The following is a 25,103-nucleotide window of genomic DNA, read 5'->3' as shown; positions in this document are numbered from 1 at the left end:
CTGAATTCGTAAAAAGATTCTGTGTAGAATCTACCCCACGTTTTTAGCCGGATGCAACCGTTAATTGCCGGTTTTTTCTGCCACCCTCGATTCAGCAACAGTGAGCATTCAATGACGAAAGCAAAATGGGGTTCTCTCGGACTGTCACTTCTGATCGTGATCGCAATGGTGATCTGGATGGCGACTGGCGAGGTGAAGGTGGCCAGTGACGAGGCTCCGGAACGTCAGGACAGCGGCGATGATCAGCCTACAACGGTGCAGGTGGAAACCCTGACGGCCCGGCTGCATGAGCCGGGCCTGATGCTGCAGGGCCAGTTGGAGCCCTGGAGTTCGGTGATGCTGAGTGCCCAGGTGCCCGGCCGCGTGGAGTCTCTGGCTGTGAGTCTGGGTGAGCAGGTCCAGCAGGGTCAGAAGCTGCTTACGATAGCTGATGAAGGGCGGAGTGCCGCGGTGTTGCGCTGGCAGTCCCAGGTTCGGAAACTGGAAGCGGACCTGGTGGCGGCCCGCCGGCTCCGCGCCAATAACCTTGCCTCGGAATCCCAGATTTTGAGCCTGGAAAGCGAACTTGCTGCCGCTGAAGCGGAGCTGACCGGTGCCCGACAGGCCATCAGCCACCTCACTCCCGAGGCGCCTTTTGACGGCACTATCAACAGCAAATCGGTGGATATCGGCGATCTGGTGCAGGTGGGTTCCCCCCTGTTTCAATTGGTGAGGGTGGATCGCCTGAAGGCTACCGCGCAGATCCCCCAGCAATCGGTGGGCAATGTGGCGCCCGGTCAGTCTGTTCGCGTGGATTTGCTGGATGGCAGCCGTCTTTCTGGCGTGGTGACCTTTGTGGCCAGCGCTGCCTCGCCCGAAACCCGGAGTTTTGCCGTGGAGATCGCGGTGGAGAATCCGGATCGCAAACGGGTGGCCGGTGGCAGCGCCAGCCTGCGGGTGGCATTGCCGGAGGTAAAGGCGATGTTTATCTCACCCGCTTATTTGTCCCTCGGTGATGACGGTCGCCCCGGTGTGAAATACGTGAACGGTGAGAACCGTGTCGAGTTCGGTGAAGTGAAGTTGTTGAGTGTATCCACCGAGGGTGCCTGGGTGACCGGCTTGCCGGATGAGATCCGCCTGATTACCCGCGGCGGTGGTTTCGTCAGCACCGGGGAACAGGTTGTGCCGGTCGACGCCGCTGAAGACAGGGGCTAGACCGCATGCGCGCACTGATCTTCGCAGCCATTGATCGCAGCCGGACCACCTTGCTGACGCTTCTGTTCCTCCTGCTCGGGGGTATTGCCGCGTTTCAGACCATCCCGAAGGAAGCCAACCCCGACGTCACCATCCCCATGATCTATGTCTCCATGACCCTGGATGGCATCAGCCCGGAGGACGCCGAGCGTCTGCTGGTGCGGCCCATGGAGCAGGAGCTGCGTTCGCTTGAAGGCATCAAGGAAATGCGTGGTACCGCCTCGGAAGGTCATGCCTCGGTGATGCTGGAGTTCGATGCCGGGTTTGATCCGGACAAGGCGCTTCAGGACGTGCGGGAGAAAGTGGATACAGCACGTACCAAGCTGCCCCAGGAAGCGGATGAACCCAGGGTAAACGAGATCAACGTGTCCCTGTTCCCGGTGCTGTCCGTGGGTCTGTCTGGCCCCTTGTCGGAGCGGGAGCTGATAACCATCGCCCGGCGGTTCCAGGATGCCATCGAGTCTATCCCGGAAGTTCTGGAAGTGGAGATTGGTGGCGATCGGGAGGATCTGCTGGAAATCGTGGTCGATCCCCAGGTGCTGGAGAGCTATGGCGTTGATTTTGATCAGCTGGCTTCGCTGGTAACCCGCAACAATCAGCTGGTGGCGGCCGGCTCGCTGGATACCGGCAATGGCCGCATGGCCCTGAAAGTGCCCGGGGTGATCGAAACCATCGAGGATGTGATGTCCATGCCGATCAAGGTGGACGGTGACACAGTGGTCACCTTCGGCGATGTGGCCATGCTCCAGCGTACCTTCAAGGACCCCACCGGTTTCGCTCGTATCAATGGGGAGCCGGCGCTGGTGCTGGAAGTCTCCAAGCGCTCGGGTGCCAACATTATCGAGACCATTGCCCAGGTTCGTGAGTTGATTGATCAGGCCAGACCGGAGCTGCCGGACTCTCTGGAAATCCGCTACATCATGGACCAGTCCGAGGAAGTCCGGGATATTCTCAGTGACCTGCTGAATAACGTGCTCACCGCCATCGTGCTGGTTCTGATTGTGGTGATTGCCGCCATGGGGCCGCGTTCGGCGGTTATGGTGGGGCTGACGATTCCTGGTGCCTTCCTCACCGGCATCCTGGTGATCTGGAGCATGGGGCTCACGCTCAACATCGTGGTGCTGTTCAGTCTGATCCTGGTGGCCGGCATGCTGGTGGATGGCGCCATTGTTGTGTCGGAGCTGGCGGACCGGAACCTGTCGGAGGGGCAGACGGTAAAGCACGCCTGGGCCGAGGCGGCCAGTCGCATGGCCTGGCCCATTATTGCGTCGACCGCAACCACGCTGGCGGTGTTTGTGCCGTTGTTGTTCTGGCCCGGCGTTGTCGGGGAGTTCATGAAGTTCCTGCCGCTGACGGTGATTATCTGTCTGATTGCTTCCCTGGCCATGGCGCTGGTGTTCCTGCCCGTGCTGGGCAGCACCAGTGGGGGGCGCCGGGCGCGGCAGGGGCATTCTTCGGGGCGCCTGATGGAGGGTTATCGACGGGTACTGGGGCTGCTACTTCGTTCACCGGGGCTGACGTTGATTGGTGTGCTCTGCGTGATCGCCGTGATCTACGCCGCGTACGCCCGCTTCAACCATGGGGTTGAGTTCTTCCCCAGTGTGGAGCCGGATTCCGCCCAGGTTCAGGTGAGGGCGAGGGGTGATCTTTCAGTGTGGGAGCGGGATGCCATTGTGCGTGAAGTGGAGCAGCGGTTGCGTGGCATGCCCGAGGTGAAGGCCCTGTACGCCCGCTCAATGGTACAGACCAGCTCGCAACTGGCGCCAGATGTCATAGGCGTTCTGCAATTCCAGTTTACCGACTGGTTCACCCGGCGACCGGCCAGCGCGATTCTCGAGGACTTCCGCGACATGACCTCTGATATAGCGGGCGTTGAGCTGGAATTCCGCAAACAGGAAGGTGGGCCTGCCGAAGGCAAACCGATAGAGCTACAGGTGAGCAGCCGCGAAGCAAACAGTCTCAATGGCTACGTGGACGAAATCAAAGACCGCATGCGTGAGCTCGGTGGTTTCGTGGACATCGAAGACGACCGCAGCCTTCCGGGGATTGAGTGGCGGCTGCAGGTTGACCGGGAAGCCGCCGCTCGCTTCGGTACCGATGTGCTGGGTATCGGCAGTGCCGTGCGCTTGGTGACCAACGGGTTGAAACTGGCCACCTATCGCCCTGAAGACGTGCGGGATGAAGTGGACATCGTGGTGCGAGTTCCGAATAACTGGCGGGAACTGGATCATCTGCAGCGCCAGACCATTCATACCTCCCGGGGCCAGGTGCCGCTCTCTGAATTCGTCGATCTTCGCCCGGGCGACAAAACCAACAGTATTGTCCGGGTGGATGGCCAGCGCACGGTAACCATCAAATCCGATCTGGCACAGGGGCGCCGCGTGGATGAGCTGCTGCGGGCCCTGCAGGCCGAGATGCCGGAACCGCCAGAGGGAATTTCGGTGAAGTTTGCCGGCGAGAACGAGGATCAGCAGCAGGCATCAAACTTCCTTGCGACGGCCTTCCTGGTAGCCATCGGCCTCATGCTGTTGATACTGGTGACCCAGTTCAATTCGTTGTACCAGACCTTCCTGATTCTCTCGGCGATTGTGCTCTCCACCGCCGGGGTGCTGCTCGGGCTTCTGGTAAACGGTCAGTCGTTCGGCATTGTGATGGTGGGAATGGGTACGATTGCCCTGGCAGGCATCGTGGTAAACAACAACATCATTCTGATCGATACCTACAACCAGATGCGCAAGGACGGGGTTGAGGCCTACGAGGCCGCCCTGGAAACCGGTTGCTTTCGCCTGAGGCCGGTGCTGCTGACGGCCATCACCACTGTGCTGGGATTGATGCCCATGGTCCTCGGCGTCAATGTGGACCTGCTGACGCCCTCCCTGGGCCTTGGTGCGCCATCAACCCAGTGGTGGACCCAGCTGTCCAGTGCCATCGCGGGGGGATTGGCGTTTGCTACGGTGCTGACGCTGTTGCTCACACCTGCATTGCTGGTGCTGGGTAACCGGGCCGGTCAGGCTTTCGGGAGACTGACCAGCCGATTCCGAACTACTTAATGCTTGATCCGGCCCGCCAGTTCCTGGGCCCGGGCAGCCATGGCTTCCAGTTCAGGTACCGTGCGCAGGTTGTTTTCAGCAGCCTGGTGCATGGCTTCGGAGGTTTCGGCCACATCCGTGACATTGCGGTTGATGTCTTCACAGACACTGGTCTGTTCTTCGGCCGCTGTAGCAACCTGGGTTGTTGCGTCGTTGATGCTGCCCATGCGCCGGTTGATTTCGGCCAGGGTGGCGCGAACGGCTTCAACGGCCTCACTGCTTTCCTGGGCTACAACGCCTGAGGCCTGCATGAACTCGGTGGCGTCCCGCGAAGCCCCACTGATGGCGCCAATGATCTGGTCAATTTCCACGGTGGCTTCCTGGGTCTTGGCAGCCAGGTTCCGGACTTCATCGGCAACCACCGCGAATCCGCGACCTGCGTCGCCGGCCCGGGCCGCCTCAATGGCGGCGTTCAGGGCCAGCAGGTTGGTCTGGTCTGCAATTTCCCGGATAACCTGCATAACGTCGCCGACCTTTTTACCATCATTGGCGAGTTGGTTGACGGTTTCGGCCGAGTTCCGGATCTGGTCGGTCAGACGCCGCATGCTGTCTACCGCCTTGTTGATCTGCGAATCCGCTGTAGCCGTCTCGTCGGATGTCTGGCTCACTTCGGTGGCTACCGAGGCAGCGTGACTGGCCACATCCTCCGCGGTGGCAGACATTTCGTTCATGGCTGTCGCAATCTGCTCAATGCGCTGGTGGGCCAGGTCAGACTGGCTGACGACACTGTCGGCGTTCTGGCGGATCAACTCGCCGGTATCGTTCAGTTGCCTGGCGTTCTCGCTCAGTTGGCTTCCGGTATCGCTGAGGAAGCGGTGCAGGCTTCGGGCAGCGTCGGCCAATTGCCCCAATTCGTCAGCCCGCTGCATGGTTACAGGATCCGAAAGATCACCGTCGCCCAGTCGGGAGATCTGCGAGGTGAGCTTCTGTGCGGGCCGGACCACACCTGACAACAGGATCATTATCAGCGCGATGGTACCCAGAATGATGGCGGCAATCAGAAGACCCGCCACCAGCCAGCTACGCTCGGTGACAACGGTGTTCAGGGTTCGGGCCCGGACAAGGCTATCTTCACGGACTGCGGTTGCAGCATCTACAATCAGTCTGGCAGGTTCACGGTCGATCCCCTGTACCGCGGCATCGCCTGCGTTCGGATCAAAGCCTGAGCGTGTGAACGCCTCGAATCCCTCACGATAGGCACGCCCCATCGTCTGGTGTGCCTGTTTGAAGTCGGACATCAGTGACTTTGCCTGTGGCTCCTGAATTCGGGGAATCAGGTCATCAAGCTGGCTCTGTATTGATGCTTCGCGCTGCTGAAATCGGCCCCAGTATTTGTCCAGTTGTTCCGGGTCGGCTCCGCGGATCAGGACGTTTTTCCACTCCTGGACCTGGGTCTTGAAATCAGAAAGCACATCCTGGGCTTCAAGGGCGTTCACCATCCTGGTACTTACAAGACTGTTGAAGTCATCTTTGACTTTCAGGGAGAAGTTCAGGTAAATCACCGCCACTGCGGCGACGACTAGATTTGCCGTCAAAACGACGAGAAGAACCCGGTTGAGAATGCTTTTCGAGTACCAGTTCATCAGCTATTCCTGGGAGCGATCGATGGTAAGGGTGTGTCGCTAGTGTATACGTAGCGTTAGTTGATTAGGTTATCTACTTTGGTATCGGCTAGAGAAGCGGGCTCTTGAATGCAATTGGCCGACTTGAATATGAAGCTTTTATGACATCTATCTTATGAGCAACCCACTAACCGTTCTTTACCGGGACGAACACCTTCTGGCTGTCCACAAACCGGCCGGGCTGTTGGTTCACCGGAGCCCTATCGACAAACACGAAACCGAGTTTGCCCTGCAATATGCCCGGGCGCTAAATGAGGGCCAGCATGTTTACCCGGTCCATCGACTGGACCGGCCTACCTCCGGCGTCCTGGTGTTTGCCAGGGACAGCGACACTGCCCGCACGCTGGGTATGGCGCTGATGGCCGGTGAGGTGACGAAAACCTATCTGGCGATGGTGCGTGGCTGGCCGCCGGAACACGGGGAGATTGATCATCCCTTGCGAGAGGAACCGGAGGATCGACGGCTGAAAGGGGAAGAGCAGCCGGTGCGGGACGCTCTCACTTATTACCGCACGCTGGCGACGACCGAGATACCAGTGGAGATCGAGAAATACCCGAGCAGTCGCTACGCCGTTGTTGAACTGAACCCGAAAACTGGCCGAAAGCACCAGTTGCGCAGGCATATGAAACACATCAACCACCCGATCATTGGCGATGCCAATCACGGTCGGGGCCGCCACAACCGCTATTTTGCAGAGCGATTCGGCCAGGGGCGGTTGATGCTGGCCGCAACCCGGATGGCATTCCAGCACCCGGTTTCGGGTAAACCACTGACCATTAGCGCCGCGCCGGAAGCGAGTTTTCTGGAGGTGCTATCGCTATTCCCGGGATTTGACGTACGGGATCACTCGGAAAAGTAGCGCTTGATAAACCCTGGGTAGGGAAGCGGTTTACTGTAACGGTAGCCCTGAAGGTAGTCGCAGCCTTTCTCGAACAGCCAGCTTTCATGGGCTTCGCTCTCCACACCTTCTGCAACGACAGAAAGGCCAAGCCCCCTGGCCAGGCCAATGATCGACAGGGTGATAGCGCAATCGTTTTCGTCATCCGGAAGGTTGTTGATGAACGAGCGGTCGATCTTGATGCGGGAGAAGGGCAGGCTTTTGAGCCGGGACAGCGATGAGTACCCGGTGCCAAAGTCGTCGATAGCGAGCTCGGCGCCGGCGTGTACCAGCTGTTCCAGAACCCGACCGATGACACTGAAATCACCCTGGATGGAGTCTTCGGTCACCTCAAACTGCAGGGCACTGACCGGCATGCCCTGGTTACCGCAGATCTCTTTTACCAGCTCTGGCAACTCTGGGACCAATATCTGCTCTGCCGACAGGTTGACGGATATCGTTGGTAATGGCGTATTCCGGTCTTTTGCCTCACGCCAGTGAGCGCAGACGTTTTTCAGCACACAGGCGCCCAGCTCATACATCAGGCCGGCGCTGCGCGCCACGTCCAGAAATTCAATCGGTGACAGCCAGCCACGTTGCGGGTGCTGCCAGCGAACCAGGGCCTCGGCGCTTTCCAGCTGTGTTCCCGTGCGGTCCATGATTGGCTGGTAGAAGACATCGAGGCCGCTGGTTCTGAGTGTTTCCCGCAGCTCGCTCTCGAGCGCAAACCGGGAGCGGGCTGTCATCTGGATTTCCGAATCGAACAGGGTCGAACGGTCCCCGCCCTGCCGCTTCGCGTGGTACATCGCAGCCTCTGCACCTCTGAGCAGTTCTTCTGACTCGTGGCAATCGCCCGGGAAGTGACAGATGCCCACACTGGCACTGACATTCAGATCCTGATCGGACACCCGGATAGACTGGCGAATACGGCTGTGGATCTCGCGGATCACCTCGTCCAGAAAGCTCGGCTGGGTGTAGTTGCGAATAACCAGGGCAAATTCATCCCCTCCAATGCGCGCCAGAAAGTCCTTACCCGCCAACTGGATTTCTTTCAGGCGCTGTCCGATATCGGCGATGACCTGATCCCCCGCCTGAGGGCCAAGGCCATCGTTGATGGTTTTCAGGCGGTCAACGTCAATCCAGAGCAGTGCAAGACTGCCGGTACCCCGGCCTTTGATCTTGCGCACCAGGTGGTTCAGCCGGTCACGCAGTGAATCAATGTTGGCGAGTCCGGTGAGGGAGTCGTAGCGACTGACGTATTCCAGCGCCCGCTTGGATCTCAGCCATGCCTCGTGAGTGTTCATCAGGCTTATGGTGTCTGCAATGGCAGCTGACAGCGAAATGTCCGGGACCGACCAGTCACGGCGCACACTTGACTCCAGGCAGACAACCCCGCTGAGCTGTTCGCCGTCGAAAATCGGCGCGTCTAACATGGAATGAATGTTTTGCACGGACAGATAATCGCGGTCGAAGGAACGGGTACGGATATCATTGCGGGCGTCTTCCACGGCAATGACTCGTTCTTCGGTGATGGCGCGGAAGTAGTCAGGGTGGTCTGAGCGAAACAGGTTGAACTCTGAGCCATTCTGCGCGATGCAGCTATTGCGGCCGGGCAGCTCTGTGTCGTGAAGCCACTCGCAGGTGATCCGGTCCCGTTCCGGAGGGAAAAGCCAGACACTCGCCCGTTTCACGCCCAACAGCCGGGTGCACAGCTCCATGAGTGCTGCCAGCTTCCGGGGGCGGGGCATCTCGATAAAGCTGGTATTGTGGCTCAGCTCCATCAGTGCCTTGTGGTGGGTCACGAGGACTTCACTGTCACGCATGGCCGGGCTCAATAAATTGTCCTTCTTCGAATTACGAACGGCCTTGGCTCTCGGTTTGGATACTTGAACAGGTTATGTCTAAGTTCTTTAAAGAATATGGCAGCTGTTTTTATAAGTGTCCAACTTCAAACGGGATTGGTCAGTGAGTCCCTGGTGTTTTGCTCTCCACTACCAAGATGGTTCCGGCTGAAATCGCAAAGCAGCGGCCAGGGATGGTTGGCTTCCAGAGTAAAGGCGATATCCAGCAACGTGCGTTCGCCTCCGTGCCGCCCCATAAACTGAACGGACACGGGCAGTTGATCGGGCGTGTGGCCCATGGGCAATGAGATTGCCGGTGCGCCCGTGGCGTTTGCCAGAGGGGTGAAGCTCACATACTCGCGCAGCCGTTCGAACAGGGTGTCAAAAGGCACATCGGGGCTCAGATGGCCAAGGGCGGGTGTGGTGTGGCCAAGTACCGGCGTGAGCACGGCATCAAATCCGGCCATGGCATGTGCATAGTCGTGCCAGGAACGCTTGAGCCGCCAGAGCGCAGTTGGCAGGCGCCAGAACTGTCGCCGGAACATCCTGTCGAGGCCGTTGGTCAGGCCGTCTGTTTTGTGTTTGTCGAAGGCCGGGTGAAGCAGTTTCCTGCCGTTGGCCCTGATGCCGAAGGCAAGCAGTGCCCAGTACAGGGCAAAGTCATCGGGGAAGGTGCTGTGCACCGGAACGGGCACTGGCTCAATGCGGTGGCCCATTTTTTCCAGCTTGAGCGCCGTTTCTTCGACAGTCCATCGGGTGATGTCATCGGTTTTGTGACCGTTGATGGAATCCAGCACCAGTCCGATTCTCAACGGACGACCGGAGGGGCCCTCCATTCTTCCAATGGGCGGCAGGCCGGGATTGCGGAAATAGGTCTCGGCCTGCTCGAAAAAATTAGCGGTATCCCGTACCGAGCGCGTCACTACGCCCTCGCTGATAATGTTGATCGGCAGGGAGGCCGCCGCTTCGTTGTCTATCAATCGTCCTCGTGTGGGCTTAAGGCCGACCAGGCCGCAGCAGGCGGCCGGAATCCGTATGGAGCCTCCGCCGTCATTCGCGTGGGCAATGGGTACCACGCCGGCCGCCACAAGGGCCGCTGAACCGCCTGAGGAGGCTCCGGATGAATAGGCCAGGTTCCACGGGTTACAGGTTGCCGGCGCGTGTGCGGGCTCGGTTGTGGCGTTGAATCCGAATTCCGGCAGGGTGCTTTTACCCAGGCACAGAAAACCCTGGGTAAGCAACTGGCGGGCAAATGGACTGGTATCGGATGCAGGAACGCTGGGCACGGCCAGGGAGCCGTGCCGCGTGGTCATGTCCAACACGTTGGTGTTGTCTTTGATAAGTGTTGGAACACCCCGGAACAGGGGAAAGGAACCGGTCTGGTCGGCGGCATCAAGCTTTGAAGCAGTCCGGATCGCCTGGTCGTAATTCGCCGAGGCCAGACCGTGAAGGAGCGGTTCGACCGCCTGTGCGCGAGCGATAGCGGCTTGAGTGAGTTCGGTGACCGATATTTCCCGGCGGCGGACCCGTTCGGCAAGGGCAGTGGCGTCATCGCAACCTATCGCGTCGTTTCTGAAACTGTGGCAGGACTGCGGGGCGCTCATGGCCAGACTCTCCTTGAAAGTGATTCCACGACTCTACTGCATTTGAAAACGTGATGACATGTCATTTTAGGTAGGGTGAGTGGTCGGCGGCTAGCACAGGGCCTTTTCACAGACCTCTTCAAATAATAAGCTGTCGGCCTGAAAACGTTGTAAGCGATCCTGATGGAATTTATTGAACCCCTCGTACGCCACTTTCTCGGCATTTTCTTTCTGATGATCGGTCTGCAGTTTGCTGGCCGAAGCCTCGGGCTGTATCAGAGAATGCGCTTTTCGCACATTAACTATGGTGAGCGAGGGAGTGCGCCCTGGTGGCACCGGCAAACCTTCAATGTGTTTCGGGCGTTCATTCTCGGCGTCTGCGTGGTGCGGATTTTTGCGGATATCGACCCCTGGCTGGGCGTGTTCGGCCCGCTCTATGTGTGGCCGATTTTGCTGGTTGGCATGCTCCTCCTGATTGGCTCATTTACTACCGTGAACTATCTGCAGGCCTACATGCATGAGGATTGGCGCTCTGGTATCGATCCTCGGAAGGATGAGCGCAAACTGCTCACAGGCGGGCCATTTGGCCGTTCCCGTAATCCCCTGTTCCTGGCTGTGATGGCTGGGCAGCTCGGTTTTTTCCTGGCCTTGCCCAGTGTGTTTTCCCTGGTATGCCTGGTGGCCGGTGTACTGGTGATCACCCGCCAGGCCCGAGAGGAGGAGAAGGCGCTGGCGGATAAATTTGGCGAGGACTACGAGCATTATCGCGTGCGGGTACCGCGCTGGTTCTGACCCGGTGACGGCAGAGGGCCTTACGCAGATTTTTTCCGGGCTTCCTTGATCACATCGTAGGCATGACTGATTTCGCGGGTGCGTTCCTCTGCCATCTCCCGCATGCTCTCGGGCAATCCCCGGCCCGCAAGTTTATCCGGGTGGTTCTCACTCATCAGCTTACGGTAGGCCTTCTTGAGCTCATCATCACTGGCGGAAGGCGATACCCCAAGAACCTTGTAGGCATCGCTGATCTGATCAGCGGAGGAGGGCTGGCCAGCACCGGCCCGGTTGGTGTGGGCCCCACGGAGCATGGCTTCGAGCTGGTCCACCTGGCTCTCCGGTAACCCCAGCCCACGGGCGATTTTTACCAGCATTTCGTGTTCGGCCGGGTGCACCTTGCCGTCCGCAGCTACGGCTGATACCTGAACCTGCAGGAACATCTGGAGAAACGCGGGTTGGCGTCCGCTGGCCTGGAGGAACTGGTTAAGCTCGGCATCCAGGTCGAAATCCGGCTCTTTACCACGGTTGAAGGCGGTTTTGGCCTTGGCTTTCTGTTCTTCATTCAGGCGGAAGCGAATGAACATGGCTTCGGCCATCTGAATTTCATCCCTGGATACCACGCCATCTGCCTTGCAGAGGGCACCCATCACAGCAAAAACCGATTCAATAAAACCGGACTGAATGCTCTGGAGCTTGCCAATCAGGCGGCGCTTGAGAAGGTTCAAGAGAAAGGCGCCAATCGCCGCACCTATGAGAAAGCCCGGGAATTTGCCAAAGGCGTAGCCAATCAGACCGCCAATTATGATTGCAAACAGCATTAATAAGTCCTTAACAGGAATGAATCAGCCCATAGAATATACGTGTTTTTCAGCCCGGCTTCATGAACAGGCTTTCATCGACCTGTGAAAAAGCCACGTAAGCTATTAGATTAAATCATTTATGAGGGGGCAGTAGTCATGACCCAAGACCTGTTTTCTAACCTGCCACCGGAACAGACAGTCGAGCCTCTGATGGATGGCGCGGTGGTGCTGCGGCAGTTCGCGCTCCCGAACGCCGAATCACTCATGGCCGGCATTGAAACGGTTACCTCAGAAGCGCCGTTCAGACACATGAAGACCCCTGGTGGCCATGCCATGTCTGCGGCCATGAGCTGCTGCGGGGATCTTGGCTGGGTTACCGATAGCAGGGGTTACCGGTATCAGGCGGAGGATCCGGAATCCGGCCGGCCTTGGCCCGCCATGCCTGCGGCTTTCCGGGAACTGGCCAGAAGCGCCGCCGAAACCGCTGGTTTTGAGGGATTTGAACCGGACGCCTGTCTGATCAATCGATACCAGCCCGGGGCAAGAATGGGGCTGCATCAGGACAAGGACGAGCAGGACTTCACGCAGCCCATCGTGTCGGTTTCTCTGGGCCTGCCGATGGTGTTCCAGTTTGGTGGTCTCAAACGCAGCGAACGCCCCATCCGCGTGCCACTTGCCCATGGTGACGTTGTGGTCTGGGGCGGCCCGGCCCGGATGTGTTATCACGGCGTGCTGACCCTCAAAGCCGGGGAGCACCCGCTAACGGGCGGGTATCGTTACAATCTGACGTTCCGTCGGGCCAGGTAAGGGATTACTGCAGCCAGGCGACCAGAAGCCCGGCTGCCAGAGAGAGCACCATCGGCCCCCCGACCAGCAGCCCGATCTGGCGATTGCCGACAAACCCGGCCAGCGCCGATTTCACGAGGTTGTTGGTTGCAGCGGCGATCACAATGCCTATGACTGCTGTTCCCATGGCCAGGCTGTTGTTGGACATGCGGGTCAGGGAGAGGGTAATTGCGTCCACATCCGCGATGCCGGAGGTGGCTGCCAGGAAATAGATGCCCGCATCACCCAGCCAGTTGCCGAGGAACTCGCCCATAAGCAGGATGGCTGTGAGCAACGCGCCAAAAACCAGGGCAGAGGTCAAATCCAGCGGGTTCTGGTTGAGGGTTGGTTGGCTTACCTGAAGCTCTCGGTCATTTTTCCGCCAGATAAAGAGCGCGGGCCCGTAGAGCAGGGCGGTCATCACCAGCACGGGCCAGATCAGACTGGGCAACAGATCGGGATTGATCACCAGGCAATAAACCAGGATACGGGGGAACATAGTGCCGCAGGCAATCAGGATACCGGTGGCGAACTGGGCGTTGAGCTGCGGAGTTTTCGAGGCCTGGCGGGCGAAGTGCAGCGTGAGGGCAGTGGACGAGCTCAACCCGGCGAATAGGCTGGTAAACAGGATGCCTTTGCGGGTACCGGCGACCCTTATGGCGAAATAGCCGACAAAGGAAATGGAGGCGATCATCACCACCATCCACCAGATCTCCCTGGGGTTGAGAACGCCGCCCGGCCCCATCTTTTCGTTCGGCAATAACGGCAGCATGACCACGGAAATCAGCAGCAGTTTGAGAGCGGCATCCAGTTCATGTTCCTTCAGTTTGTTCACCCAGCCATGAATTTCCTGCTTGTTGTCCAGGATGATAGCGGTCACAACAGCGGCTGCTGTGGCGATAACCGGGTCCACAGCCACCGCCACTGCTCCGAAACAGAAGGTTAGAACCATGCCAACCATACCGGTGATACTGAAGTTGCGGATATGCTCCAGGCGTTCGCTGTAGGCCACGATGGCCATGGCGACGACACTGACCAGAAGCACTGGAAACGCCCACTCCGTTATTTCCTGCGCCAGTACCGCCGAAATACCGCCAAGCAGGCCGACCAGAGCAAAGGTGCGGATGCCGGCAATGCGCTCGCCGGATTTCTGCTCTCGCGCGTCCCAGCCCCGCTCAAGGCCGATGATGGCGCCAAGCAGAAGAGCAACGGCGAGATTAAGGGTGGTCTGGTTTCCAGCGAGAAACTGGGCGGCAACGTCGTCCATGGGGCTATGCAAGCTCCTGTAAATCAATGATGTTCTGATAATAGCAGTAGAGGGCGCTGGTCGTTAGACGTCTAAGAACTTACCGCTAGCGACCTTACTTTCCTGTAAGGGGGTTGATAAGCTTCGCGACCTTTGAATTCGTAGCAAGCTGGAACCCCGAAATCATGGTGAATTCCCTTAAAGCCAACTGGCTTTCGAACATTCGTGGCGATGTACTCGCAGGTATCGTTGTGGCGCTGGCACTGATTCCGGAGGCCATTGCCTTCTCGATCATTGCCGGAGTCGATCCCAAAGTGGGGCTGTATGCCTCCTTCTGTATTGCCGTGATCATCGCTTTCGTGGGCGGGCGCCCCGGGATGATTTCTGCCGCAACCGCAGCCATGGCGGTGTTGATGGTGACGCTGGTGAAAGAGCATGGCCTGCAGTACCTGCTGGCCGCAACCCTGATGACAGGCGTGCTGCAGCTGATTGCCGGTTATCTGAAGCTTGGCAGCCTGATGCGCTTCGTGTCTCGCTCGGTGGTGACCGGTTTCGTGAACGCCCTGGCCATTCTCATCTTTATGGCGCAGTTGCCCGAGCTGACCAACGTCACCTGGCACGTTTACGCAATGACAGCCGCGGGTCTGGGAATTATCTATCTGTTTCCCCTGCTACCCGTTGTGGGCAAGGTTCTGCCTTCGCCCCTGGTGTGCATCGTCGTTCTGACGGCCGTTGCCGTGGTTACCGGAATGGACATCCGGACGGTTGGGGACATGGGCGATTTGCCGGATACCCTGCCGGTATTCCTGTGGCCGGATGTGCCTCTGAACCTGGAAACCCTGATGATCATCCTGCCGTACTCGATTCCGCTGGCCATTGTGGGGCTTTTGGAATCCATGATGACGGCCACCATCGTGGACGACCTGACGGACACTACCAGCGACCGTAACCGTGAATGCAAGGGTCAGGGCATTGCCAACATCGGCTCCGGCCTGATCGGTGGTATGGCCGGCTGTGCCATGATCGGCCAGTCCATTATCAACGTGAAATCCGGCGGCCGGACCCGGCTTTCCACCCTCACGGCCGGTCTCTTCCTGCTGGTTATGGTGCTGCTATTGGATAGCGTGTTGGTCCAGATCCCCATGGCGGCCCTCGTAGCGGTGATGATTATGGTATCGATTGGTACCTTCTCCTGGGATTCGATTCGTAATCTGCGTGAGCATCCGCTTTCCACCAACATCGTGATGCTGGTAACCGTTATTGTCGTGGTTGCCACCCATAACCTGGCCTTCGGTGTTCTGGCCGGCGTGCTGCTGGCGGCGTTGTTCTTTGCCAACAAGGTGGGCCACTACATGCTGGTGACCTCCGAGCTGGATGAAACCACCGACACCCGCACCTACCGCGTTGTGGGTCAGGTGTTCTTCAGCTCCTCGGAAAAATTCATGGAATCCTTTGATTTCAAGGAAGCAGTCGATAATGTGGTGATCGACCTGAGTCGCGCGCATTTCTGGGATATCACCGCAGTGGGTGCCCTGGACAAGGCCGTGATCAAGTTCCGCCGTGAAGGCTCGGAGGTTGAGGTGATCGGGCTGAATGAAGCCAGTGCCACGATCGTTGACCGCTTTGGCGTGCACGACAAGCCGGACGCCGTTGACCAGCTGATGGGGCACTGACATGACACAGACCAGGGAATCCAACAGCGATCGCAGTCAGAATAAAAATCACAAGGATCATGAAGGCGAGGTTGAGATGTTACGAGTAGTTGCCTGTATTGATGGCTCCCAGGCCGCTCCCGCAGTTTGCGATTACGCCAGCTGGGCCAGCAAGCACATGGAAACCCCCATGATGCTGTTGCACGTGCTTGATGAAGAGCGTTATCCGGCAGAGCCGGATCTGGCCGGAAGCATCGGCCTTGGCAGTCGTGAACAGCTGCTCGAAGACCTGGCAGAGCTGGACCGCAAGCGCGCCAAGCTGGCCCTGGAACACGGCCACCACATGCTGGACGAAGCGGCAAAGCGGGTCAGCGAATCCGGTATCAATGACGTGGTGCAGCGTCAGCGCCATGGTGACCTGACCGAGTCTCTGCTGGCGCTGGAGAATCAGACCCGCCTGCTGGTCATGGGGCTGCACGGTGAAAGCAGTTCCGAGCGTGACACCCACATCGGCAGTCAGTTGGAGACGGTGATTCGCAGCATGCACCGCCCGATTCTCCTGGTGCCGGACGACTATACCCAGCCCCGCAGCGCCATGCTGGCCTTCGATGGCAGCGCTACGGCGTTCAAGGGCGTGGAATTGCTGGCTGGCAGCCCGGTTCTGAAAGGCATGCCGTTGCATCTGGTGATGGTTGGACCGGACACCAACGACCGCTGGGAGCAGCTCAGGAAAGCCGAGAAAATGCTGGCAGGTCTGGAATCCGAGATCACTCTGGCGATCCGGGCCGGGGATGTGGAACCCGCGTTGCACGCCTACCAGGAAGAACACGACATCGACATCCTGGTGATGGGCGCCTATGGGCACTCCCGCATCCGTCAGTTCCTGGTGGGCAGTACAACCACCACGATGCTGAAAACCGCCAAAAAGCCCCTGGTGGTGCTTCGCTAGGTTACTTCCTGGGCCAATTCGGCCAGATAGGCCATCGCCGCGCGGTGGCCTTGCTGATACCCCAGATCCAGCTTGTTCAGATCCGTGGTCAACCGGCTTACCGGAAAATCCTCCGGTGGCGCGATAATCCGGAGCCGGCAGTCCTCCGGCGGATTTCGAATGAATTCCAGTGTCTCGTTGTATCTTTCGCCCCGCCGGATTATGGCCTCGGCGAGCCCCGGTTGCTCCCGGAACATCCGCTTGGTGAGCGCCGGAAACGCCAACGGCTTCTTCTCATAGCCCAGCGGTCGGGAAAGCACCACCGTGATATCCCGGGCTCCCCGGCGATAGGCCTCCGCAACCGGAATGGAATCGGCAATTCCGCCATCACTCATGGGCTCGTCCTCCACTCTTGGATAATCACGGTAGGCCAGGGGAATGGAGCAGGAGGCGGTGAGCACGTTGTGGATGTTCTGGTCGTCGACCGGAAAATACCGGGCCTCACCGGTCACCACCGACGTGGTTGCCACCCAGAGTTTGGTGGTGCCAGACAGGTAGCGTTCCAGATCGAGTGGTACTTCCTGGTAAGACTGATGCCAGAGCCAGTGAACATCGCACAAATGCCCGCCCTGGAAGAAACGCCCCCAGTTGATGAATTCCGGCCGACAGGCGTGGTCGGTGATTACTCGATGATTTCGGCCGTGATGGCCGCAGAGGTAGCCGATGAGATTGGTTGAGCCCGCGGAGACGCCCCAGGCTTCCGTGAAAGGCTGATGCCGCTTTTCGAGAAAGGCATCGAGTACGCCGGCGGCGAAGATGCCGCGCATGGCGCCACCTTCGACAACGAGGGCATTGCTGGTTGTGGTGTCACTGTGGGTCTGGAGCATCCGTTCCCCCTATCTTGTGTGTTCTCCGGTCATGCCAATACATGAACTCAGCTTACCAGTTCGACGGTCGCTTTGGGCAGTCGGATGTGCCCTCAGGCGCTGTTGCCGGCCGCCACACCCGAAGCCCAGGCCCACTGGAAATTATGGCCGCCGAGGTGGCCGGTCACGTCCACCACCTCACCGATGAAATACAGGTTTGGCTTCTCCAGCACCGCCATGGTTTTGGAGGAGAGCTGGCGTGTATCCACACCCCCCAGGGTAACCTCTGCCGTGCGGTAGCCCTCGGTTCCCGCCGGCTTGATCGACCAATGGCCGAGGACATCGGCAACCTGCTCAATATCGCTGTTCTTGTAGCCCTGCAAGGGACCGGTCCAGCCCTGCAGTTCGTTGAAGGCCTGGGCAAACCGTTTTGGCAGGTGCTGGGTCAGGTAGTTTGCAATGGTTGACTGCGGGCGGGTTTTCCGGAGGTTCAGCAGGTCATCCTTGATGCGGCAGGCCGGCAGCAGATCGATGGCCAGGCTGTCGCCCGGCTCCCAGAAACTGGAAATCTGGAGCATCGCCGGGCCACTGAGCCCGCGATGGGTGACCAGCATCGGTTCCCGGAAGTGCTGGTCATGGCACTGCACGTCAACGGGACAACTGACACCGGACAAAGGCGCGAGCTGGTCTTTCAATTCCGGCTGCAGGGTAAAGGGTACCAGGCCCGCGCGGGTGGGAAGTATGTCCAGCCCGAACTGCTCGGCTACCCGGTAACCGAATGCGGTGGCGCCCATGGTGGGAATCGACAGGCCACCGGTGGCGATCACCAGGGATTCACAGGTGAGATCGCCGGAGCCGACGCTCAGGCGGTAGCCGCTGTCGATTTCGGTAATGCGGTCGACCGTTGTTTTCATTCTCACTTCTGCTCCTGCCCACTCGCATTCGGTCAGCAGCATGTTGAGGATATCCTTGGCGCTGTCCTTGCAGAACAACTGGCCAGGGGCTTTTTCCTCATGCTCAATGCCGTGCCGGTCTACCAGTTCCAGAAAATCCTGGGGCGTGTAGCGCTTGAGTGCGGAAATGCAGTAGTGCGGGTTGTCCGACAGGAAGTTGGCGGGCGTGCTGTTCAGGTTGGTGAAGTTGCAGCGGCCGCCGCCGGACATGAGGATTTTCTTGCCTGGCTTGTTGGCGTGGTCCAGCACCAGCACCCTGCGGCCGCGATAGCCGGCGGTTGCCGCACACATCAGGCCCGCCGCGCCGGCGCCGAGGATGATTACGTCGTACTGTGATGCTGAAACTGCCGTCATACTGCCCGCCGTTGGAAAGAAAACGGCGGGCAGTATACCAGTCTCAGGGCAGGTAGACGGAGCCTTCCATGAAGAATGCAGCCTGGCCGGCGATGTCGACCCGATCCCCCTTCAACTCGCAGTGCAGCACGCCGCCCCGGGCTGAAACCTGCCGGGCGTCGAGCCGTGTCTTGCCCAGTTTTTCTGACCAGTAGGGCACGAGCACGCTGTGAATGGAGCCGGTAACCGGGTCTTCATCAATACCGGCGCCCGGAGCGAAATAGCGGCTGACGAAATCGCAGTCTTCGCCAGGTGCGGTGATGATCAGCCCCTGATTGCCGATTTGCTTGAGTTTGCGCAGATCCGGTTGAGCAGATCGCACGGCGTCCTCATCCCTCAGAACCACCATGTAATTGGTGTCGTTTGGAACAAAAAACGAAGCATCAGGCGCGTTATCCAGGGCTTCCCGAATCAGTGCCGGCGTGCTCTGTTCCTCGAAAGCCAGATTCGGGAAATCCAATACCAGCCAGCCATCATCGGCCTGCCGGACGGAGAGTGGGCCGCTTTTGGAGCGAATGCGAATCTGATCTTTGTCCCAGCCAAGTTTGTTGAAGATGACCCAGGCGCTGGCCAAAGTGGCGTGGCCACACAAGGGTACTTCGATGCCCGGAGTGAACCAGCGAATGTGGAAATCGGCTTCGTCCCCCTCAGGCAGCTGCACGAAGAAGGCGGTTTCGGAGAGGTTGTTCTCAATGGCAAGCGAGAGCATGGTTTCGTCCGGAAGCCAGCTTTCCAGCGGCATGACCGCGGCCGGGTTGCCACCGAAAATCTTGCTGGTAAAAGCATCAACCTGGTAAATGGGGTAGGTCATGGCTGTTCTCCTGATGGGCGGTTTCGACTGATGATAACGCGCCTGGGGGTGCCGTACCGAGTCGTTCTTGCCGTTCAGTTCTTTTCCCTGCGCAGGTCCAGCGGGTCGAGCAGCCCGGTGGCAATGGCTGTGCCGGTAACATCCGGCAGGCGATCGGCGCCCAGGCGTTTCATGACTCGTGCCCGGTAGAGATCAATCGTCTTGACACTGACATCCAGCTGTTCTGCGATTTCCCGGCTCGTGTAGCCCTGGGCCAGTGGCAGGAACACGTCCCGTTCACGGCGGGTGAGGGTGGCCAGCAGGGCTTCGGTTGCCTCATCACCCTGCAACTCTGGAGCGGACTGCTGATGTTCCTGCAGCGCCTGTTGGACGCTGTCCAGGAGCAGTTGTTCATTGAACGGCTTCTCGATGAAATCGAAGGCCCCGGACTTGAACGCCCTCACCACAATGGGAACGTCGGCGTGCCCGGAGACAAAGATGATCGGCAGGTCCAGCCCCCGCTTCTGAAGCTCCTCCTGAACGTTCAGGCCGCCCAGCCCGGGCATCCGCACATCCAGAACCACGCAGCCCGCTTTCTTGTTGCCAACCGCATCCAGGAATTTCCGGCCGTCGCTGTAGGCTTCCACGTTCAAGCCGACCGATTCCAGCAACCACTGGGTGGATTCCAGCATGCCGGCGTCGTCGTCAACCACATAAACGGTGGTGGCTTCCGGTGTCGCTTGATCACTCATCTGGCTGCATCTCCGTGTTCGGGGTTCTGTTCTTGTGGCCCGGGCCGGCCGGGAAACGGCAGATCAGGGAGAGTCCGCCCGTTGCTGCCGGCCTGGCGTCCAGGAAGCCTCCAAAGCCTTCGATAATCGAACGGCTCATCGAGAGCCCGAGGCCAAGCCCCTGGGGCTTGCTGGTATAGAACGGCTGGAACATCTGGCGAATGCCCTGCGCGTCGAGCCCCGGGCCTTCGTCGATGACCTCAATCAGGGTTTCGTTCTGATCGTTGATGCAGGTCGTTATGGCGATCTGCGAGTGTGGGCCCGGGTTGTCCTCACCGCGAGCCTCAACAGTGGCTTCGATACCGTTGCGGATCAGATTGATCAGCACCTGTTCCAGAAGCACCGGGTCGGCGGTGATGACGGGCGCACAACAGGCCAGATTCTCGCGGATCTGCACTTTGTTTTTCTCGGCCTCCCATTGGCAAAGACGGGCGACATTGCTGACGACTTCATTCAGTGCGATTGGTGCGGTCCGCTTCTGCCCCTTGCGCAGGAAGGCTCGCAAACGTTTGATGACCTCCGAGGCCCGGTTGGCATGGTGAACAATCTTCTGGAGGCCATCGTCCACTCGATCGAGGCATTCGGGATTGGTTCGGGCGCTTTTGAGATAGCGCTGGCTGGCGCTGGCAAAGTTCACGATGGTGGCCAATGGCTGGTTCATCTCGTGGGCAATGCTTGAGGCAAGCTCCCCCAGAGTGGCGAGCCTGGCGGTGTGGGCGAGTTCGTCGGCCAGCCTGCGGTTGTTCTCCTCGGACTCTACCCGGGCGGTGATATCCCGGGATACGCTGATGACTTCAATCACAGCGCCAGTGTAGGTTTCCCGAATGGCCCTGCTGGCAATCTCGAACCAGCGGCGGGAACCGTCCCGGTGAATAATCTCAAGGGTCATGGTGGCGTAGCCGTCGTCCCGTAGCTGGTTGCGGGTTTCAGCCAGCTTCTGAACCACCTGATCGCCCCGGAAAATTTCTTCCAGGGGCTTACCCCTCAGTTCTTCCGGCCAGTAGCCCAGCAGCCGCCAGGATGCGGGCGTGGCATCGATAAACCGTCCGTCCGGGGCATGGCGGGAAATGAGGTCGGTGGTGTTCTCGGTAATCAGCCGGTAAAGACGGTTGGAGCGGGTCGCTTCTTCCCGGTTGATGATTTCGTCTGTAGCGTCTCTGGCCCGCGCCAGAACCGTCGAGCTCCCGATATCGGGGACGAACGTCCACACCAGGAAACGCTCGGTGGTGTCTGCCGGAATTCTGGCTTCCACATTCTCGATCGACCGTTCCTGCTCCAGGGACGACTTCACAAGCGCCTGAACGTTGATCGGCAGCAGATGGAACAGCGAGGTCAGGTTGGCGTTCTGGCAAAGATGATGGCTGGCCAGGTTGCCCTCCAGAACGCTGCCTGTCGCATCCAGGATCAAACCGGGTTGCGGGTCGGCGTCATGCAAACTAAATACACTTGGAGTGGAAAAATCGTTCATGGCTTATCGTTATAGTAAATTAACTATAATACGTTGGTATAGTTTCTAGTGTTTTTGCTATCCAATACTATTCTGACCAGCCCGAAGTATAGCTAGTTTAGCGATATTCCTGAATACGCCATAAGAACAACAGTACTCAAGAGGACCACGCAATGACCTCGATATTTGATCAAGGCCTGGCGCCCGTCGACGCCAACTACGCCGTCCAATCCCCCGTTGATTTCATCGAACGGACCGCCACGGTTTACCCGGAGTATCCCGCCGTCATTCACGGGGCCATCCGTTACAACTGGGCGCAGACCTACGAACGTTGCCGCCGTCTGGCATCAGCCCTCAAAGGGCGCGGCATCGGACGCGGTGATACCGTTGCTGTCATGCTTCCGAATATTCCCGCAATGGTGGAAGCCCATTTCGGGGTGCCCATGATTGGCGCGGTGCTGAACACCCTGAACGTTCGCCTGGACGCTGAGGCTATCGCCTTCATGCTGGATCACGGTGAGGCCAAGGTTGTGATTGCCGACCGGGAGTTCGGTGAGGTGATCAGGGACGCCGTCAGCCGGCTGGACACCAAGCCGCTGGTGATCGATGTGGACGATCCAGAGTATGGCGAGGGTGTTCAGGTCAGCGATCTGGACTACGAGGCGTTCCTGCAGGAAGGGGATCCGGCATTCCAGTGGAGCTTCCCGGAGAACGAGTGGGATGCGATCTCTCTGAACTACACCTCCGGCACTACCGGCAATCCAAAAGGTGTGGTCTATCATCATCGTGGCGCCTACATCAATGCCATCGGCAACCAGACAGTCTGGTCCATGGACATGCATCCGGTGTACCTGTGGACCTTGCCGATGTTCCATTGCAACGGTTGGTGTTTCCCCTGGACCATCACCGCCATGGCCGGTACTCACGTCTGCCTGCGCCGGGTTGATCCCGAGAAGATTCTGCAGCTGATCCGGGATCATCAGGTTACCCACATGTGTGGCGCCCCGATTGTGCTTAACGCATTGCTGAACGTGCCGGAATCAGCCAAGGCCGGCATTGATCACGACGTGAAGTCCATGACAGCCGGCGCGGCACCCCCCGCCCAGGTCATTGGTGCCATCGAGGAAATGGGCATCCAGGTGACTCACGTTTACGGTCTGACCGAAGTCTATGGCCCGGTAACCGTTTGTGCCTGGAAATCCGAGTGGGATGCGCTGCCACTGCATGATCGTGCCCGGAAAAAGGCCCGTCAGGGCGTTCGTTATCACACTCTGGCAGGCACGATGGTCGGCGACCCGAACACCATGGAGCCAGTGCCCAAAGACGGCAAGACCATCGGTGAGATTTTCCTGCGCGGCAATACGGTGATGAAGGGCTACCTGAAGAACCCCAAAGCCACCGAAGAGGCCTTCCGGGGTGGCTGGTTCCACACCGGCGACCTGGCGGTATGGCACGAAGACGGCTACATGGAGATCAAGGACCGGCTGAAGGACATTATCATCTCCGGTGGTGAGAACATTTCCACCATTGAGGTTGAGGATACCCTGTACCGCCACCCGGCTGTGCTTGAGGCAGCTGTGGTTGCCCGGCCGGACGAAAAGTGGGGCGAAACCCCCTGCGCCTTTGTGACCCTGAAGCCGGAAGCCGGTCAAGTCAGCGAGGAAGACATCATCAACTTCTGCCGCGAGCACCTGGCCCGGTTCAAGGTACCCAAGACCATCGTCTTCTCGGAGCTGCCCAAAACCTCCACGGGTAAGATCCAGAAGTTCGTGCTGAGGGACCAGGCCAAAGAACTGGACTGATTCCCCGATCGGCTGCGCCGGCCCCGGCGCAGCCGAATTAAACCAGAAAAAACAACGCTGTCAGGCACACGCGCCGCGTGAGCCCGGAGACCTTTTTATGCAAATGTTTCACCGAAAGAACGGGGAAGAGCAGCCGTTCTGGCCGGCCGGTCCCTTCAAGGTTCGTCTGCCGTTCGTTCATTACCGCTGGGAGTTCGCGGAGATGGTGCAGGCTCTGATCATGTTCGTGGTCAGCCTGGCCATGATTCCCCTTCTTGAGAAATACCTGGGTGTGCCCTACGACGTGGCTCTGGCTTACGTGGTGATCTGTGGTATCGGTTTCATGCTGCCGGCACTGCTGGGTGTTCCCCTGGTTCCGGGCTGGATTACGCCGGGGATTCCTGTGGTTCTGCTGTTCCTGAGCGACTATGAGCCGGGCCCCGAGGCGATTCAGGCGCTGTTCGCGCTGCAGTTCCTGGTGTTCATTATCTTCCTGGTTCTGGGTATTACCCGCCTGGGCAGCAAACTGGTGGAGCTGATTCCCCGTTCCATGAAAGGCGGGATTATCATCGGTGCCGGTATCGCCGCCCTGATGGGTGAGATTGAGGCAGGCGGCCGTCTCGCCAACACGCCGATCTCCCTGATCATCGGTGGCCTGGTGTGCCTCTACCTGATGTTCTCGGTATCGTTCAAAGGTTTTGTGGAAAGCAATTCAATCGCCCGCAAGATTGCCAACTACGGCATGGTGCCGGGTATGGTGGTTGCGATCCTGGTTGGCTTTGCAACTGGCGAATACGAGGTGCCCAATGTGGAGTGGGGCATCACCAAACCCGCGTTTGATGAGCTGTGGAACTACCTGCCGTTCGCCGTCGGATTCCCGGATGCCAACGTCTTCCTGTACGCCATTCCCACGGCGGTGATCGCCTACGTGATTGCCTTCGGCGATATCGTGGTCGGCCAGTCATTGATGAACCGCGTTGATCATCTGCGCAAAGACGAAGATATCGATAACAGCATCGACCGGGTGCATCTGGTAACCGCTATCCGCAATGGTGGCCACGCGTTCTTCGCACCCTATCCGGGGCTGGCGGGCCCGATCTGGACGGCTGTCACTGCCACCATGGCCGAGCGCTACAAGTACGGTCGTAACGCCATGGACTCCATCTACAGTGGCGGCGGTACTTTCTGGATTACGGGTTTTATTGCGCTTTTCGTTCTGCCGCTGGTGAGCTTCTTCCAACCGGTGCTGCCGATTGCCCTGTCACTGACACTGCTGCTGACCGGCTATATCTGCCTGATGGTAGGCCTGGAGCAGCTGGAGAATAACACCGAGCGTGGCATCGCCGGCACTATGGGTGTGGTTCTCGCGGTATACGGTGCAGGTTGGGGCCTGGCCACCGGCGCCGTCCTCTATTTCCTGATTGAACGTACCAAATTGCTTGGCTTTACCGCCGACCCGGAAGCGCCGGGCGTACAAGCCGCAGAAGAGCACTAAACCAGCGCCTTCCGGCTCTGCACCGGAAGGCGCTGACCCCCTGTGTGTCCTTGGGAGGCCTCGTGCCTCCCTTTTTTATGCCTGAATGTTTCCCTGAGCATGGGCGTTGACAGAATG

Annotated in this window: 19 protein-coding genes; 9 read left to right on the top strand and 10 right to left on the bottom strand. The window is 58.9% G+C overall.

The window, feature by feature from the left end; genetic code table 11:
• Positions 1 to 111: 111 nt before the first annotated feature.
• Together KYE_RS03860 and KYE_RS03855 are read left to right on the top strand one after the other, a co-directional pair.
• The gene (locus KYE_RS03860; RefSeq protein WP_008170581.1) at positions 112 to 1,194 is read left to right on the top strand and encodes an efflux RND transporter periplasmic adaptor subunit; all 1,083 of its coding nucleotides are present in this window, start codon (positions 112 to 114) and stop codon (positions 1,192 to 1,194) included.
• A gap of 5 nt (positions 1,195 to 1,199) precedes the next feature.
• Positions 1,200 to 4,283: an efflux RND transporter permease subunit gene (locus KYE_RS03855; protein ID WP_008170579.1), complete on the top strand. Its 3,084-nt coding sequence runs from the start codon at positions 1,200 to 1,202 to the stop codon at positions 4,281 to 4,283.
• Here the strand turns inward: KYE_RS03855 and KYE_RS03850 are convergent.
• On the bottom strand, positions 4,280 to 5,905 hold the full coding sequence (locus tag KYE_RS03850; protein ID WP_008170578.1) for a methyl-accepting chemotaxis protein: 1,626 nt from the start codon (positions 5,903 to 5,905) through the stop codon (positions 4,280 to 4,282). The genes KYE_RS03855 and KYE_RS03850 overlap by 4 nt on opposite strands.
• Positions 5,906 to 6,059: 154 nt before the next feature.
• Between KYE_RS03850 and KYE_RS03845 the strand changes: the two genes are divergently transcribed.
• Positions 6,060 to 6,803, top strand: coding sequence for a pseudouridine synthase (locus tag KYE_RS03845; RefSeq protein WP_008170576.1), 744 nt, complete (start codon positions 6,060 to 6,062; stop codon positions 6,801 to 6,803).
• On the opposite strand, the gene KYE_RS03840 is transcribed toward KYE_RS03845, so the two are convergent.
• Positions 6,788 to 8,644 (bottom strand): putative bifunctional diguanylate cyclase/phosphodiesterase, encoded by a 1,857-nt coding sequence (locus KYE_RS03840; protein ID WP_008170574.1) that lies wholly within the window; start codon positions 8,642 to 8,644, stop codon positions 6,788 to 6,790. The genes KYE_RS03845 and KYE_RS03840 overlap by 16 nt on opposite strands.
• A 125-nt stretch (positions 8,645 to 8,769) precedes the next feature.
• Positions 8,770 to 10,266 carry an amidase gene (locus tag KYE_RS03835; protein ID WP_008170572.1) on the bottom strand — a complete coding sequence of 499 codons (1,497 nt, stop codon included), beginning with the start codon at positions 10,264 to 10,266 and terminating at the stop codon, positions 8,770 to 8,772.
• Between the two features lie 162 nt (positions 10,267 to 10,428).
• On the opposite strand from KYE_RS03835, the gene KYE_RS03830 reads away from it, so the two are divergent.
• Entirely contained in the window at positions 10,429 to 11,037 is a 609-nt protein-coding gene (locus KYE_RS03830) for a methyltransferase family protein (RefSeq protein ID WP_008170570.1), read from the top strand.
• A 20-nt stretch (positions 11,038 to 11,057) separates the two neighbouring features.
• Here the strand turns inward: KYE_RS03830 and djlA are convergent, their stop codons facing one another.
• The gene (gene djlA / locus KYE_RS03825; protein WP_008170569.1) at positions 11,058 to 11,837 is read right to left on the bottom strand and encodes a co-chaperone DjlA; all 780 of its coding nucleotides are present in this window, start codon (positions 11,835 to 11,837) and stop codon (positions 11,058 to 11,060) included.
• Positions 11,838 to 11,975: 138 nt separating this feature from the next.
• Between djlA and alkB the strand changes: the two genes are divergently transcribed.
• Complete coding sequence (gene alkB / locus KYE_RS03820) at positions 11,976 to 12,626, top strand: DNA oxidative demethylase AlkB (protein WP_008170568.1); 651 nt, start codon at positions 11,976 to 11,978, stop codon at positions 12,624 to 12,626.
• A 4-nt stretch (positions 12,627 to 12,630) separates the two neighbouring features.
• Here alkB and KYE_RS03815 read toward each other — a convergent pair whose 3' ends face one another.
• Positions 12,631 to 13,911, bottom strand: coding sequence for an MgtC/SapB family protein (locus KYE_RS03815; RefSeq protein WP_008170565.1), 1,281 nt, complete (start codon positions 13,909 to 13,911; stop codon positions 12,631 to 12,633).
• Between the two features lie 164 nt (positions 13,912 to 14,075).
• Here KYE_RS03815 and KYE_RS03810 point away from each other — a divergent pair, with 164 nt between their 5' ends.
• Together KYE_RS03810 and KYE_RS03805 are read left to right on the top strand one after the other, a co-directional pair.
• Entirely contained in the window at positions 14,076 to 15,563 is a 1,488-nt protein-coding gene (locus KYE_RS03810; protein ID WP_008170564.1) for a SulP family inorganic anion transporter, read from the top strand.
• A 1-nt stretch (position 15,564) separates the two neighbouring features.
• Entirely contained in the window at positions 15,565 to 16,491 is a 927-nt protein-coding gene (locus KYE_RS03805) for a universal stress protein (RefSeq protein WP_008170562.1), read from the top strand.
• Here the strand turns inward: KYE_RS03805 and KYE_RS03800 are convergent.
• From KYE_RS03800 to KYE_RS03780, 5 genes are all read right to left on the bottom strand, one after another.
• Positions 16,488 to 17,357, bottom strand: coding sequence for a patatin family protein (locus KYE_RS03800; RefSeq protein ID WP_008170559.1), 870 nt, complete (start codon positions 17,355 to 17,357; stop codon positions 16,488 to 16,490). The two genes, KYE_RS03805 and KYE_RS03800, sit on opposite strands and share 4 nt — an antisense overlap.
• Positions 17,358 to 17,449: 92 nt before the next feature.
• Entirely contained in the window at positions 17,450 to 18,643 is a 1,194-nt protein-coding gene (locus KYE_RS03795; protein WP_008170557.1) for an NAD(P)/FAD-dependent oxidoreductase, read from the bottom strand.
• A 43-nt stretch (positions 18,644 to 18,686) separates the two neighbouring features.
• On the bottom strand, positions 18,687 to 19,493 hold the full coding sequence (locus KYE_RS03790; RefSeq protein WP_008170555.1) for a PhzF family phenazine biosynthesis protein: 807 nt from the start codon (positions 19,491 to 19,493) through the stop codon (positions 18,687 to 18,689).
• A gap of 74 nt (positions 19,494 to 19,567) precedes the next feature.
• Positions 19,568 to 20,224: a response regulator transcription factor gene (locus KYE_RS03785; protein WP_008170554.1), complete on the bottom strand. Its 657-nt coding sequence runs from the start codon at positions 20,222 to 20,224 to the stop codon at positions 19,568 to 19,570.
• On the bottom strand, positions 20,217 to 21,731 hold the full coding sequence (locus tag KYE_RS03780) for a PAS domain S-box protein (protein ID WP_008170553.1): 1,515 nt from the start codon (positions 21,729 to 21,731) through the stop codon (positions 20,217 to 20,219). The genes KYE_RS03785 and KYE_RS03780 overlap by 8 nt, the downstream gene beginning before the upstream one ends.
• Positions 21,732 to 21,883: 152 nt before the next feature.
• Here KYE_RS03780 and KYE_RS03775 point away from each other — a divergent pair, with 152 nt between their 5' ends.
• A complete protein-coding gene (locus KYE_RS03775) occupies positions 21,884 to 23,512 on the top strand; it encodes an acyl-CoA synthetase (RefSeq protein WP_008170551.1) in 1,629 nt (542 codons plus the stop codon).
• 97 nt (positions 23,513 to 23,609) lie between these two features.
• Positions 23,610 to 24,986, top strand: coding sequence for a solute carrier family 23 protein (locus KYE_RS03770; protein ID WP_008170547.1), 1,377 nt, complete (start codon positions 23,610 to 23,612; stop codon positions 24,984 to 24,986).
• The last annotated feature ends 117 nt before the right edge of the window (positions 24,987 to 25,103 follow it).

The organism is Marinobacter manganoxydans MnI7-9 (genome assembly GCF_000235625.1).
GTDB lineage: Bacteria > Pseudomonadota > Gammaproteobacteria > Pseudomonadales > Oleiphilaceae > Marinobacter > Marinobacter manganoxydans.
Note: the sequence above shows the minus strand (reverse complement) of the source record. Positions and strands in the feature narration are given on the sequence as shown.

Excerpts from the sequence above, each read along its gene's own strand:
- KYE_RS03860 (WP_008170581.1), top strand. The coding sequence starts at position 112 with ATGACGAAAGCAAAATGGGGTTCTCTCGGACTGTCACTTCTGATCGTG.
- KYE_RS03855 (WP_008170579.1), top strand. The coding sequence starts at position 1,200 with ATGCGCGCACTGATCTTCGCAGCCATTGATCGCAGCCGGACCACCTTG.
- KYE_RS03850 (WP_008170578.1), bottom strand. The coding sequence starts at position 5,905 with ATGAACTGGTACTCGAAAAGCATTCTCAACCGGGTTCTTCTCGTCGTT.
- KYE_RS03845 (WP_008170576.1), top strand. The coding sequence starts at position 6,060 with ATGAGCAACCCACTAACCGTTCTTTACCGGGACGAACACCTTCTGGCT.
- KYE_RS03840 (WP_008170574.1), bottom strand. The coding sequence starts at position 8,644 with ATGCGTGACAGTGAAGTCCTCGTGACCCACCACAAGGCACTGATGGAG.
- KYE_RS03835 (WP_008170572.1), bottom strand. The coding sequence starts at position 10,266 with ATGAGCGCCCCGCAGTCCTGCCACAGTTTCAGAAACGACGCGATAGGT.
- KYE_RS03830 (WP_008170570.1), top strand. The coding sequence starts at position 10,429 with ATGGAATTTATTGAACCCCTCGTACGCCACTTTCTCGGCATTTTCTTT.
- djlA (WP_008170569.1), bottom strand. The coding sequence starts at position 11,837 with ATGCTGTTTGCAATCATAATTGGCGGTCTGATTGGCTACGCCTTTGGC.
- alkB (WP_008170568.1), top strand. The coding sequence starts at position 11,976 with ATGACCCAAGACCTGTTTTCTAACCTGCCACCGGAACAGACAGTCGAG.
- KYE_RS03815 (WP_008170565.1), bottom strand. The coding sequence starts at position 13,911 with ATGGACGACGTTGCCGCCCAGTTTCTCGCTGGAAACCAGACCACCCTT.
- KYE_RS03810 (WP_008170564.1), top strand. The coding sequence starts at position 14,076 with ATGGTGAATTCCCTTAAAGCCAACTGGCTTTCGAACATTCGTGGCGAT.
- KYE_RS03805 (WP_008170562.1), top strand. The coding sequence starts at position 15,565 with ATGACACAGACCAGGGAATCCAACAGCGATCGCAGTCAGAATAAAAAT.
- KYE_RS03800 (WP_008170559.1), bottom strand. The coding sequence starts at position 17,357 with ATGCTCCAGACCCACAGTGACACCACAACCAGCAATGCCCTCGTTGTC.
- KYE_RS03795 (WP_008170557.1), bottom strand. The coding sequence starts at position 18,643 with ATGACGGCAGTTTCAGCATCACAGTACGACGTAATCATCCTCGGCGCC.
- KYE_RS03790 (WP_008170555.1), bottom strand. The coding sequence starts at position 19,493 with ATGACCTACCCCATTTACCAGGTTGATGCTTTTACCAGCAAGATTTTC.
- KYE_RS03785 (WP_008170554.1), bottom strand. The coding sequence starts at position 20,224 with ATGAGTGATCAAGCGACACCGGAAGCCACCACCGTTTATGTGGTTGAC.
- KYE_RS03780 (WP_008170553.1), bottom strand. The coding sequence starts at position 21,731 with ATGAACGATTTTTCCACTCCAAGTGTATTTAGTTTGCATGACGCCGAC.
- KYE_RS03775 (WP_008170551.1), top strand. The coding sequence starts at position 21,884 with ATGACCTCGATATTTGATCAAGGCCTGGCGCCCGTCGACGCCAACTAC.
- KYE_RS03770 (WP_008170547.1), top strand. The coding sequence starts at position 23,610 with ATGCAAATGTTTCACCGAAAGAACGGGGAAGAGCAGCCGTTCTGGCCG.